This window comes from Brunnivagina elsteri CCALA 953 (genome assembly GCF_002289455.1).
Classification (GTDB): domain Bacteria; phylum Cyanobacteriota; class Cyanobacteriia; order Cyanobacteriales; family Nostocaceae; genus Brunnivagina; species Brunnivagina elsteri.
This window is the reverse complement of the sequence record NZ_NTFS01000153.1, coordinates 1-14,264: the sequence shown is the minus strand read 5'-3', so window position 1 is coordinate 14,264 and position 14,264 is coordinate 1. Positions and strand designations below refer to the sequence as shown.

The following is a 14,264-nucleotide window of genomic DNA, read 5'->3' as shown; positions in this document are numbered from 1 at the left end:
AATATCTTCAATCTGTGATTTATGTAATTTTCGGGAATAGTTAGATTGAGATTGTCTTTATAGATTCACTCATGGCATTTATTAGTAAATTTAAAAAATAATTAATAAATTAATTACGGAAACAATAATGTAAGTCAGTAAAAAATATAACTGTAATTTTCTACATTATGGGGAAATTGGGGTACTTACAAACGCGTATGTATGAAGATAAGAAAAAATACTGATTTTTTTTTCGCTACCCTGATTGCTTATCATTAATTTCTGGGTAATATTACTTAAGTGTTCTCTAAAAAATCCTCAAGATTTAGCAAATCTATCTGATGCGTTGTTTCTCAGATTATTAACAGAAACACTTCTGCTCTTGCCAAAAATCATGAATATTCGCGATCGCAGTATTGTGTAAACATATTTTCTTTCGGGAACATAAAAACCTGAAAAATAGTCTGCTTTTCCAGATAATCGCTCAGTTAGAGTTCAGTATCCTCACACAAACACAACAGCAAGCTGTTTAATTGCTGCATCGTAAGAAAATTATGGTCATGCAGATTGCCAAGACATTCAAAGAGTGGCGATAAATTGCCATAACAAAACCATAACAAAAATTACCCGTATTGTGAGGACGGATAATATGTTTGATAATATGCTCTAATCACAAAAAAAATTATAGGCGATCGCGAGTAAAATGCAAATTTATCACTCCAGATTGCATATTTTTCATTTTCTCTGACCTTTTTTAGGATCGGAGTCAATCAGAATCATAGTCACGATTAGGTTCTGTAGATTTAACAGCCTAAATTTAAAACCTAAATTAAAGCCTAAATTTAAAACCTAATCTAAAAGGAAACTTCCGCTATTAGTTGATGCCTACCAATGACATCTATAAAATCATGGCTGAGGCACAGAAGCCTCTTTTTTACCATTTTCACTTTAAGTATTTTTACTCATAAAGTATTACCTGGTATCGCTCAAACTGAAATCCGAAACACTGCCCGTGTAGGTGCGGAAAACATTCCAGAAAGACCAGGAGGACGGCTTGTCGAGTCTAATCCTGTAACCTTAAGAGCTGGACAAGCAGCGCTGGAAATTATCAAAACAGGAGACAGAGCGGCTGCGGAACCAGGAGATACGGTCATCTATCGACTTGCGATTAGAAATACGGGAAGGGTTTCAGCGAGGAATCTGACTGTAACCGATAGACTACCTTTGGGACTATTATTTGCCCGTCGCTCAATTCGCGGTAGTATTGGAAACCAGACAGTACAACTGGCGTTGAGTAGTGGGGATAACCGCACGGTTACAATCAGTACGCCAGAAGAACTGCAACCGAATCAGACATTAAATGTTTCCTATGCAGTAGAAGTAACGCCCGATGCGGTACGTGGTACTGGTAGAAACTTAGCGCAAGCACGAGCCGGAAATCTTATAAGTAACCAAGCTAGTCACTCATTGCGGATTCGCGGTGGGATTGTATCAGATTGTGGAACTTTAGTTGGGCGAGTGTTCGTTGATAAGAACTTTGACGGCGAACAACAGCGAAATGAGCCTGGAGTACCGAATGCAGTCATTTATATGGATGATGGCAACCGGATTATGACTGATGCCAATGGGCTTTTCTCTTTGGCAAACGTTGTGTCGGGCTATCGTTCAGCAGCCCTCGATTTAACCAGTCTACCCGGCTACGCACTTGCACCGAATAGATACTTTATTGAACGAAATAGCCAGTCTCGGATGGTGCAATTAGCACCGGGAAGTATGGCAAGAGTTAATTTTGGGGTCACGCCTGCGTTTTCAGAGGATAAGCGATGAAAACAAAAAAGTTGGGAGTCAGTATTTATAAATTGGGGCTAGACATCAACAAATGTCAAAGGGGAGACACCCCACACTCTGTCACATTTGAGAAGCAAGTATCTTCGATTTTGTGCTTGAAGATGTTAGTGAAGAGTAACGCAGGTGTATTATCAGCATTTCTTGCTGTGATACTTCCTTCATTATTAGGTGTAAAGATATTTTCTCCGTCTACAGCAAAAGCTGCAACTCTGAAAGTCACTACACAAGAAGTTAGTTTAGTCGAAGACAAGGCAACAGACAAATTGAGATCGTCTTTATCTCGATTTTCTTTGTCTTCATTTATGGTTGCAGAGGCAGAAGCAGGAACAACTCCAGCAGGGCAGAATGGGAATAGTGGGAATCCCTCATTACCTTCAATCTCTCCCATAATTCCTTCTTCGTCGCCAAATGTTGCCAACCCGGAAAGTTCTGTCAATTCACCAGTAAATTCTCCAATAAATCCTCAAAGTTCTCCCACACCTCAAGTTGGGCAGGGGACAGTACCAGCACCATCTCAACCAGCCCTACCTTCGGGGATACAAGGGCAAAAAGTCAAATTAGACATAGCCCCAGCAGCAGACCCGAGAGCGCAGGCTGACGGGCGATCGACTGTGAAATTACGGGGTACACTAACTGACGAAAATGGTCAACCAATTATCGGTGATGTCATTGTCACCTTGACCACAAGCGCAGGTAAGTTTGTTGGTGCAGACCAAAGCCGCGACCAACAAGGGTTTCAAGTCATAGCTCGCGATGGGGAATTTATTGCCACCTTGCAAGCTGATATTAAGCCACAACAGGTACGAGTCAGGGCAGCAGTTGACAAACTTCGGGTGAAAAGGTCTAGTTCTTTTTCGCCGAATGTGACTCAACTCGATCCTCGGATAGTTGGTCCCCGTGCTGACGAGCCGTTTCCGCAGCAAACCGATACTTCAATATTGGAAAAGCTGACGGATTCGCCGTTGGAAGCTTATACCCAAGTTGAATTTGTGACGTTTTTACGTCCTTCTTTGGCAACGGGTATTATCAATTTGCGAATTGGTCAAAAGGGAACCGATTATTGGGGAAGTTTTGGGGATTTTCTGAATCCGCGAACTATCGATGGTGGTACGGGAGTAGATTTTAAAGCTTCGGTATTTGCGACAGGAAGAGTCGGGGAATGGTTATTTACGGGCGCTTTTAATAGTTATCGTCCCATTAACCAGGATTGCGAAGGCAGAAACCGCTTGTTTGGCAGCATTCAGTTTTGCGAACAACAGTATCCTGTCTACGGCGATAGTTCGACGATGACACCCACTACCCCATCTATCGATAGCGTTTATGCTCGGTTTGAGCGGACTCCATCGATACCCGGTGCGGAACCCGATTATTTGATGTGGGGTGATTACAACACCGAGGAATTTTCCCGAAGTTCCCAGTTGTATACGGCGACTACCCGGCAATTGCATGGTTTGAAGTTGAATTATAACTTTGGACAGTTGCAAATTACAGGGATGTATGCAAACAACATCGAAGGTTTTCAACGGGATACGTTTGTACCGAATGGAACGAGTGGAAATTACTTCTTGTCGCAGCGTTTGCTAGTTCCAGGAAGTGAAACGGTTTACGTGGAAGCGGAGGAAATTAACCGTCCAGGTACGGTGATAGAACGTCAACCATTGTATCGTGGTCAGGATTATGAGATTGATTACGACAGAGGTACGTTATTATTCCGTCGTCCGATTTTAGCAACCGATTTGAATCCATTTGGGGCGACTTTGGTGCGGCGGGTTGTTGTCTCCTATCAAAATGAGGGTGGTAGGGATTCCAATTTGTATGCTGGTAGATTGCAGTATAACTTCTCCAACGACATCGATAAGAAGTCATTTTTTGGGGGAAGTTACCTGCGGGAAGACCAAGGGGATAACGATTTTCAGCTATATGGGGCTGATTTTTTGGTTTCCTTTGGTAGTGCTGGCAAGATTGTCGGGGAATTTGCCCGCTCTAATAGCGACTTGTTAACGGGGAATAGCGTTGATGGGAATGCCTATCGGATCGAAGCCAGTGGAAACTTAGGCGATCGCGTTGCGGCTGAGGGTTACTATCGGGCAGTTGAACCGAATTTCGTCAATAATGCGACTTCGAGTTTTTCTCCAGGACAAACCCGTTACGGAGCATCACTGCTTGCCAGGTTGTCGGAAACCACAACTTTCCGCGCTGCTTATGATTTTGAAGAGAATTACGGCACAGCCCCAGGACGGGTAGTTGACTTCTTTGATTTATTCAACCCCCAACCCCTAGCACGTCCAGGAGAACGGGTTAGTAATGAATTGCAAACTTTCCGCGTCGGACTGTTGCAGCGTTTGGGCAGGGGTAGATTGAGTCCAGAAGTCAGCGCCGAATATGTGAACCGTTCCCGTGAAGATAGGGTGAGCGATCGCTTTGATGGTGATGCTCAACAATTAGTATCGCGGTTGAAGGTGCCATTAGGAGAGTCGTTATTATTCCAGGCACAAAATGAATTGAATCTTGGTGATAGTGACCCCCTCTATCCCAATAGAACAACATTAGGACTGGATTGGAAAGCCTATCCGGGTGTGACTTTCCGACTAGCCCATCAATTCTTTGATAGTAGTGAATTAATTAGGGGTAATTCAATTACCACATTTGATACCCTACTAGACAGTAAATTATCCGAAAATACCGCAATTACAGGGCGATATTCCGTACTTTCGGCATACAACGGACTCCAGGGACAAGGGGCAGTCGGACTAAATAATAAATGGGCGATCGCACCGGGATTACGGCTCAATCTTGGTTACGAATATGTCTTTAAAAACATGTTCAATGCTACCGCAGCAGGACCCCAGTTTGAGCAATATTACGCTGTCGGACAAACATCTTCTTCCCTGGGATTATTCTCTGGTTCAGTCTACAGCCTGGGATTGGAATATACAGATAACCCAAATTTCCAAGCCAGTACCCGATTTGAGTACCGTGATGGTAGTGAAAAGAACAATCTAGTCATATCGGCGGCGCTGGCAGGTAAGATTAGTCCGGCTTTGACGGCGTTGGTTCGCTATCAACAAGCAGGTGAGGCAAACGTATTTTTACCGACTTCATCGAGTATTGGAAATAGCTCCGGAGTTCGCTTTCAAGAACTGGGGGATACCTCAAGTCTGAAGTTTGGTTTAGCGTATCGTGACCCGACAAACGATAAGTTCAACGGGTTACTCAAATACGAATGGCGACAGAATTTTGACTCAATTCCCGAATCGCAGTTAATTGGCTCGACGGTAACAGGTCATACATTCTCGGCTGAGGGTATTTACGCACCAAGCTGGAATTGGGAATTCTTTGGTAAATTTGCCCTCCGTAATGGTGTCACCTTCTCCGATGGTGACAGATTTGACGGCACGGCAAAACTAGCTCAGTTAAGGGCAACCTATCGACTGGGATACCGAAATGACTTAGCTGTAGAAGGTCGTTGGATTGGTCAAGATTCAAACAATGGTAATGGCTATACGGAGTATGGTTTGGCAGTCGAAAGTGGTTATTACTTAACTCCAGATTTACGAGTTGCAGCTGGTTACAGTTTTGGCAGTGTGGATGTGAATGGCGATCGCGATTTCTCTGGATATCGTTCCGATGGTGGTTTCTATTTGAACATCAGTTTGAAGTTGAACGAACTCTTGGGTGGATTCGGATTGCAAAAGCCAGTACCCAAGCAACAACAGGAATCGGTTGTTCAGCCAGTTTCTGGAGTTGTACCCCAGACACCACCAGTGAATCCCTTTCCAACCAATCCCAGCAGCGAATCTCAACCTACTCCTAGTATTGAATTTCAGCAACCGGGACAAACTCAACCACCGCAAACTCAACCACCGCAAAGTCAGACTCAACCGGGGCAAAATCAAGTTTCGGAATCTAGTCAGGGTACGCAGTTACAGCAACAACTATCACCGCAAATTGATACTCCAATCGGGCAATTTGGCAATCAGGACACTCAACAAACTGCTCCGCAAAACACCCTAACTGTCGATACAGTTACGTCTCCAAAATCGCAAAATCTATTGATGAATAGGTTGCGGGGGATTCAACCTGAAAACGGGAATAACGCTAACAGCGTGAATTCAAGTAACGCGACTCCAACGGAGAATAACGAACTGGAAAATAATCAATCCAAACCAGAGGAAAAATTACCCCAGTTGAGGATTCAGCCTAAACAGTCGCAACAGCAACTCATCAATCTTTTGAAACAGCAACATGGGAAACCCCAGGTAAAGGTTCAAGGTGTAGTGGAGAGGAGTAAAGATTGATGTCCAGATTGATTAATTTATGGTGTCTGAGGAGAAAAAAGGAAGGAGAAAAATTTCTCCCCATCTCGATTCTTGCCTCTCCTTTTACTCTCAGTTTGCTAGCTTGTGGCTTTTATCTTTTGCCTGCAAGTGTTGCCGTTAGCCAAATATCGGTAAGTGGAAAAACAAATACAGGGAAACTGGCACAACAACCAAATCCTGTTCCGGCAATTCCGACTCCTGCCCCAGCTTTGCGGGTAGTGGTAAATAGTAACCAAGATGGGAATGTGCAGGCAGATAACCAGCTAACTCTGCGGGAAGCGGTGGAACTGGTAAATGGAACCCTCAAGCTTGAACAACTTAGTGCTGCTGAAAAAGCCCAAGTGCAGCCAGCTACGGGGAGAGGTTCGCAGATTGAATTTAATTTACCTACAGGTGGCACCACAATTCAACTGCAAAAAATCTTACCGGATTTGGCAAGTGCAAACTTAACCATAGATGGGACAACCCAACCTGGTTACGATCGCACCAAATCGGCAACGGCTGAAATTGCCATTCCTGTCCCAGTTGTAGCAATCACAACAGCAGAAAATACGGAGATATTTCGCGGTTTCACAATTGTTGCCGATGGAATTACGGTGCGTGGATTAAGTATTTATGGTTTTAATGCTAGTCCCGTCAAACAGCAATTGGGTAACTTGTTAATTTATGATGGTGTTCCCAAACCTGTAACTTTAACTACCCCACCTGGGGATATAGTTGTCGCCCATAAATTTCCCCCACCGGATATTCGCAAGCAAAAGCCACCTAGTAATAACTTGCCATTTCGCGATCGCGACGTTCCACCCAAGAATGTCACGATTGAGGATAATTGGTTGGGGTTAACGGAGAATGAAAAAATACCCACAGAAACTTCGGCTTTTGGGGTGTATATCTTCAACTCCCAAGGGACAACAATTCGCCGCAACCGGATTTATTATCACGATGGTAGTGCAATTATTACCTCCGTAAGGGGTGAAAATACTCTGGTAACGCAAAACATTATTGTTGGAAATGGGTTGGCGGGGATGCCCGATGCCTTGCGGTTTGAGGGAATTGTCACCAACTCGCAAATTACAGGTAATTTAATTTGCGCTAACGACGGGGCAGGGGTGTATTTATTTAAACCAGATGGTAATGTCACCCTCGAAAATAACAAAATTACCTATAACGGCAGAAGGTTGCGACGAGCAGCAGTGTACTTGATGGGTAGTAACCATCAAGTAATTGGCAACCAAATCGACAACCAAACTGGTCCAGGAGTCAGCGTCAGTTCCTTCCCCCGCAACGATATTGGCAGTAATAGCCCTGCTGTCAAAAATATTATTCGCAATAACCGATTTGCGGTATTGGAAGGGTTGAGTATTGACCTAATTAGTCAGCGCAACCTCGATGTTATCGACTTTCAAAAAGGTGATGGAGCCAACCCAAAACGGGATTCTGGCAACCGTCGTCTGGACACTGGGAATGGGGCAATTAACGCACCGGAATTTACAACCAGGGCATTTTCCCTATCGGGTACAGGAGCCACTATCCGGGGTAAAGCTGACCCCGGTTCGGAGGTGACAATTTATAAATTAAGCGATTATCAACGGGGTAAAGATTCAGTATATGACTTGGGTTATGGGGCGCTAAACCTGCCGCTTATTACGGTATCCACTGATGAAAATGGGAAATTTAGTACCAACATTGGGAACGTGCAACTGGGGGATGCAGTCAGCGCGATCGCAACCGATCCTAAATACGGAACCTCTGAGCCTGCGGTAGCTGCGGTAATTGGCGAACCGGGAACTTTCCCTAACTTGACACCCAACTCCCGACCCCAGCCAGTGGTACCACCGCAGTGTACTTCGCGACCCGTACCACCGCCACCAGAAAAACCACCAGAACCACCGGAAATAACACCACCACCACCGTTGAAGATTCGCGTACCAAAGAATATCCACTTTGCCTTGGATAAATCATTCGTGAGTCCAGGAAGTGCCCAGGTATTAGACCGTATAGCTGAGGTGTTGCAGCAATATCCAGTGATTGTGATTGAAATTGTTGGACATACTGACCCTAGAGCTAGTGACGCATATAACTTGGCATTAGGTAGAAGACGGGCATTAGCAACGAGAAACTACCTATTGCGTAAAGGTGTAGCACCTGAAAGGATGACAATTCGTTCCTTAGGGGAGTCACAGCTTAAAGTTCCGGGAAGTACGGATATTACAGATTATGCAAGAGACAGACGTGCCGAAATCATCTTCAAAGATATTCGAGGTGTGGACATCATCATCGAAGAACAAGAAGACGATTTACAAATAGAACAACGACGTAATCGATCTCAACCAGTGCGATCGCGTCCTCGTCGGAGGTAAATATTCGGAGGTAAATAGACTATGGACGGTTAGACTAACAGGTATTTAATCAGTGGAATTTTAACCGTTCTTAGTATAGCTAAAACCAAAAAGTGAGAAAGCTAATAAGGCTAATTCAGTGTGTTCTTGAAAGTGTAAATCAGTAAATAATCCACCACTGGCATAAATTATCAGTGGGGTGTCTTGGGAGGTTGAATGAAAGCATTATTTAAACTAATAATCGTGCTAATTAGGGGCTTGCGTAATTCATTACGTCAACCTCCCAGAGCGAGGGATATTCCCCCTTGGATTCGTAGGAAATTCCCATCTGTCATGCTGACGCAGGAAGCATCTTTCAAGCAACTTGTACAGAATGGGATACTAAGTTCTATTATCTCTAGTGAAGGTAAGAAAAAACCCTCGTCAGCCTTTCTACAGGAGAATCACAGATGGCGAAAAATCTTAAAGTTTCTGCGATATTCTTTGTTAGCACTAATTCTAACAGCAACACAAATAGCCTTATTTGGTAGTATTTATAAGCAAAAAGTAGTTGCCCAAAATCAAGGATTTTGTCCAGTAGGTACAAGTCCATCAACTGTTAATTGGACACCAGCCACAGGTGCAGCAGGGATTAGCTCTCAAAGTCTAAATGTTGCCGGAGTTGGCATAAATTTTAGTTTTACAGAAAGCGTTCCCGGACAGGTTATTGATAACGTGGAAACTCGAATTGATAACGACGTTTACGGTGGTTTACCAGGACCGAATTTAAGGTTTAATATTGGTCAGGAAAAAACTCCCTCACTAGGAAACGCAACTCTAAACGTCAACTTTTCTAGACCTGTAATTCTGGCATCTCCCCTAACTATCCTCGATATAGATCGCAATGGTGAGCGTGATGTTGGCTTTATTTATCAAGATAGAGTCACAGTTAATGCCTTTAATGGTAGTACCCCTGTTGGTGTAACCCTGCGATCGCTTGGGAACACAACCCGTGTTACCGGAAACGTTGCTGTGGGGATCAACGAAAATTCCTTTCCCGACAGACCAGATGGTAACGTTTCGGCGACAATTCCCGGTCAGTTAAATCGTATTCAACTTCTTTATGAGCCAGGTCAAGAATATGGTACACCCCAACAAGATGAAACCGTCGGTTTAGCTAGATTAAGTATCTGTATACCACCTCCTGCGATCGCATCGATTGGAGATACGGTATTTAGCGATCGCAATGGTAATGGCACACAAGAGGAAGGAGAATCAGGTATTCCCAATGCCACCCTAATTTTACGAAATTCCAACGGTGAGGAGGTTTCCAGAACCACCACAAATAGCAATGGGATTTACGGTTTCTCGGCTTTGTTGTTGGGCAATTACACAGTTGAAGTAATTCGACCAAACAATGACTTTACCCCAACCACAAATACAACCGCTTCAGCAAATCTTACCCAACCAAACCAAGCTCTACTGAACATTGACTTTGGTTTCCGCACAACTCCTGTGGGAGATTCAGGAACACCCGACATCCGGCTAATCAAGCGAATTACCAACGCTAGACGCAACGGACAAGCGATTGCTGGTACTAGTTTTAACACCTTTGTCCCCGACCCCAACAACAGTAACGATGATAACCTGACTCAACCGGAACGCTTCCCAGGACTTATCAACCTCGAAGTTCCCGTGCGATCGCGTGATGAAGTCGAATACACGATTTATTTTCTCACCCAAGGTAACGGAAACATAAACAATCTCCAGTTTTGCGACTTAGTACCAAGGGGAACGACTTTTGCTAGTAACAGTATTGGTATTAGTGGTGCAGGTAGCGGCGCAAATAATGGTACATATTTAACTCCCCTTACACCTTTAGAATCGTTTGTAAATATTTGTAATGGCAGCAACAACAACGGCGCTGTAGTCGCAAATCTGGGCAATGTTCCTAGTGGCAATTTTGGCTTTGTGCGCTTCCGCGTCACAGTCAACTAATAAATATATTATCTTGCTCCCCTTCCCTAGTAGGGAAGGCGTTGGGGGTTAGGTCAATGTATTGGATGCAACCGAGAACCGCTCTAGTACAACAAACACGGCGCAAGTAAACCGACTATTGTGAATACCAAACTCGTCAAGAGCCAGAGGTTATAAACCTCTGTCTAATAGCGAAAGTCCTCTTTTAGAGGACTAAATTCAAGCCCTAAATGCTAGGCATATTTACACCAAGCTGTACTAGTCATCTCCGGAAAATATCTAGAGATGTAATGTTTAGCCTCTCTATAAAGGGTTTCCGGAACCCATAATTAAATTCGATCGATGTCTAAATAATCCAGTTTTTTCAAATTTTTCAAGCTGATTATCAAGTGTATAGTTTCCTTCCACGCTTGATAATTTTCATCTCTGAATTCTGAATTAAACATTTAGAATTATCTTGATTATAAAGGCAAAAAAAATCTATTTTTCCCTATTATTCCCTATTATTCAGTTAACCATTAACAACCATCAGAACAACTTATCTATACTTTTCGGATTCAAAAATGAAACCTTTATTTATACAAATAAACCAACTTTTTAATCGTAACTTAGAGGGAGCATTCCAACAACCTCACAAAGTAAATAATCGAAGATTGCGAAACAAATTGAAACCAGCACAATCTTTGTTTCTCGCGTCAACATTGGCAGTAACCCACATAGCCTTATTTGGCAGCATTCCAAATCAAAAAGTGTTTGCCCAAACCCCAACAAGCTGTCCTACAGGAACAGTACCAGCAACCGTTAACTGGCAGCCAGCAGTAGGTGTAGAAGCAATTTCGGCTCAAAACCTAAATGTCGCAGGAGTGGGGGTTAGATTCGGTTTTAGCGAAAGTATTCCCGGACAAGTTATCGAATCCAACTTAGTCCCATTTCAGAATGAAGTTTACGGAACCAGAATTGATAACGATATCTACGGTGGTTTACCTGGACCTAACCTGCGGTTTCATATCGGTATCGGTAAGAACCCCTCACCTGGCAGCGCTACCATCACCATCACCTTCGATCGTCCTGTTTCTTTCCCCGCTCCCCTCACACTCCTTGACGTAGACAGAGACGGTCAGCGCGACTTAGGATTTACTTTTCAAGACAGGGTGACAGTTAATGCATTTAATGGTGATTCTCCTGTTGCGGTCACACTGAATTCCCTTGGTAACACAACTCGCGTCACAGGGAACATTGCTGTAGGTATCAACGAAAACTCGTTGCCGAGTAGACCAGATGGTAACGTTGCCGTTACACCTGCCGCTCCCGTAACCCGGATTCAAATTCTTTACGAACCAGGTAAAGAATTTGGCGAACCGAGACAAGATGAAACCATCGGTTTAGCTCAAATACGTATTTGTGCCCCAGCTTTTGGAGCAATTGGGGATACAGTATTTAACGATCGCAATGCCAACCGGGTTCAAGATGGAGGTGAACCAGGTATTCCCAATGCGATCGTAATTTTGCGAAATGCTAACGGTCAAGAAATTAACCGAACCACCACCAACGAAAATGGAATTTATGGGTTTACTGCTATACCATTGGGCAATTATACAGTGGAAGCAGTTCGACCTGGTGAAGACTTCAACCCAACCACAAACACAACACTCCCAGCAAACCTGACGCAACCAAACCAATCGCTGCTTACTATTGACTTTGGTTTCCGTTCAACTCGCTTAGGTGCTTCAGAAACACCAAATATTCGCTTAATTAAACGAATTACTAGTGCAAGTAGAAACGGTCAGCCAATTGCTGGTAACTTTAATAGCTTTGTTCCCGATCCAAATAATAATAACGATGATGCGCTCCCCCAACCAGAGCGTTTTCAAGGTGTTCCAAATCTGGAAACACCCTTACAATCGGGGGATAATGTGGAGTATACGATTTACTTCCTCACCGAAGGTAATGAAGACATTCGCAATATTCGTTTTTGCGATTTAGTCCCAAGTAATACTACTTATGCGAATAATTCGGTTGTTGTCAATAATGCAGGTAGTGGAACCGACGGAGGTAGATTCTTGAGTTCTCTAACACCATTGCAAGAGTACACCAATATTTGTAACGGCAGTAATAATAACGGGGCTGTGGTTGTTAATTTGGGCACTCTTCCCGGTGGCAGATTTGGGTTTGTTCGCTTCCGCACCACGATTAATTAGAGCGTCTGTTTATACCGCAAAATATAGAACCCCTCTCCATAGAGCGTTCGCTTTTAGCGTTCCCGTTAGGGTAGCGCTACCTTTGGAAGTCACTCCGTGCCTACCCGAAGGGTACCTCTCCCCTTGGCAAGGGGAGAGGCTTAAGTACAATTAAGTAGTAGTGCAAAATTAATCATACATTACGAAAAGCTTAAACCCTTGTAAATCCTCTGCTCTACCCACAATGGCGATATATATTTAATTTTGCGTAACCACTTATTGCTTAATTAATTATCCGTAATAATTTGTGTGGTGGACTACTAGTCGCAAATATGATTCAGAAAATTAGGTGCGATCGCGTATGATTATCTTGTTTTTACCTATCGCCTTAATGTTACTTTTTGAGTCTTATGCGGAAAAATCGGTTTGTTACTTCTCGGTTTGTTATTTCTCTAATTGCAGGTAGTATTGCGTTTTCTAGTGTGGCGATTTTGGGCGAGAATAATATAATAACCCAAGCCCAACGTCCAGCACGAATGACAAGTTTATTAAATGCCAAATGTGTCAGTAGTGGACTTGGTAGCGTTCGCGAAGAAAATATGGATATTTCGATTGGCAGAGCTGTGTATTCAAGCAAGTTTTATCTTGGTTCTGGTAATCGTTCGGCGGCAATAACTTGTAAAATTAAACCTAGTAATCGCCCCCAGGCAAATTTTCAAACCTTAAATTTAGGATTTGGAATGCGGGATAACGATAGCAAAAGTCCTGGTGTCGAGGTAAGAGTATATTTAGATGGCAGACAAGCAGAAACACGTACAGTTTCCCCTTCCCAGCAAAATACTCTATCTTTAGATGTTAGTAATGTTAGCGATGTCTCTATTGAAGCACTTTGTACGAGTGGTAGGCAATATTGCGATCGCGTTTATTTCTTTGACGCTGGTTTGGTTCGTGCAACTCCCCCACCAAAACAGCCAAAATCGAATTCCCAACCACCAAAAACGATTGACATAACCCCTGAGAAAAAGTGAGGGAAAGGAGAAAGGGGAAACAAACATAAAATTTTAGATATTTGTAACTCCCCACTCCTAACTCATACCCAATCAGTTTGCCTGACTTGGATTGTTTTGTTCTACTTCCTCACCTCCCGCTTGCTGATATTTCTTGTTAGCATCTTTAATTAAATTCTCACAGCGCTTAATTGCAATTTCAGCAAAGATATCAACTTTTTGTTTACATTCATCCAGTAACTCTTTTTTCTGCTCTCTTAGCTTATTCGCACTTTCTTCAATTAATTGTTTGCGTTTATCGTAACGCTTTCTGCGTTCGCTCTCAATTTCTTTAGGATTGAGTCCTGTTTCATCAAATATTTCTTCTGGATAGTATAAAGGTAACTGTGCGATCGCTTTATTTAAGGCTTCGTTATATTTCTTGTCTGTCCATATTTTGACTGACTCCCGTTCAATTTCAATCTGGGAAATTCTTTCTTCGTAATATTTACGTTCAAAGTCAGCATTTGCCATCTCAATATTCTTGTCGAGGTTTTTGTAATTACCTCCAATGTAGCCAATGCTATTATCAATTAGAGATTCATATTTATCTTTTTCATCAGGGGTAACTGGAAAAGGCATTGCTGGACATTCAACTTC

At 43.1% G+C, this 14,264-nt stretch carries 7 protein-coding genes; 6 read left to right on the top strand and 1 reads right to left on the bottom strand.

Features of this window, described 5'->3' with window-relative positions:
* Positions 1-870 precede the first annotated feature (870 nt).
* The 6 genes from CK510_RS14705 (at position 871) to CK510_RS14680 (ending at position 13,646) form a co-directional block, all read left to right on the top strand.
* On the top strand, positions 871-1,806 hold the full coding sequence (locus tag CK510_RS14705; protein ID WP_095722412.1) for a DUF11 domain-containing protein: 936 nt from the start codon (positions 871-873) through the stop codon (positions 1,804-1,806).
* Positions 1,803-6,125 carry an Ig-like domain-containing protein gene (locus tag CK510_RS14700; RefSeq protein WP_095722411.1) on the top strand — a complete coding sequence of 1,441 codons (4,323 nt, stop codon included), beginning with the start codon at positions 1,803-1,805 and terminating at the stop codon, positions 6,123-6,125. The genes CK510_RS14705 and CK510_RS14700 overlap by 4 nt, the downstream gene beginning before the upstream one ends.
* Complete coding sequence (locus tag CK510_RS14695) at positions 6,125-8,506, top strand: OmpA family protein (RefSeq protein ID WP_245912157.1); 2,382 nt, start codon at positions 6,125-6,127, stop codon at positions 8,504-8,506. Before CK510_RS14700 ends, CK510_RS14695 begins: the two co-directional genes overlap by 1 nt.
* A 195-nt stretch (positions 8,507-8,701) precedes the next feature.
* Positions 8,702-10,462, top strand: coding sequence for an SdrD B-like domain-containing protein (locus CK510_RS14690; RefSeq protein WP_245912156.1), 1,761 nt, complete (start codon positions 8,702-8,704; stop codon positions 10,460-10,462).
* A 542-nt stretch (positions 10,463-11,004) separates the two neighbouring features.
* Positions 11,005-12,639, top strand: coding sequence for an SdrD B-like domain-containing protein (locus CK510_RS14685; protein ID WP_095722410.1), 1,635 nt, complete (start codon positions 11,005-11,007; stop codon positions 12,637-12,639).
* 389 nt (positions 12,640-13,028) lie between these two features.
* The gene (locus CK510_RS14680) at positions 13,029-13,646 is read left to right on the top strand and encodes a hypothetical protein (RefSeq protein ID WP_211293199.1); all 618 of its coding nucleotides are present in this window, start codon (positions 13,029-13,031) and stop codon (positions 13,644-13,646) included.
* Between the two features lie 72 nt (positions 13,647-13,718).
* Here CK510_RS14680 and CK510_RS31785 read toward each other — a convergent pair.
* Positions 13,719-14,264, bottom strand: a 546-nt coding sequence (locus CK510_RS31785; RefSeq protein ID WP_211293198.1) for a hypothetical protein, incomplete at its 5' end; no start/stop codon positions are given.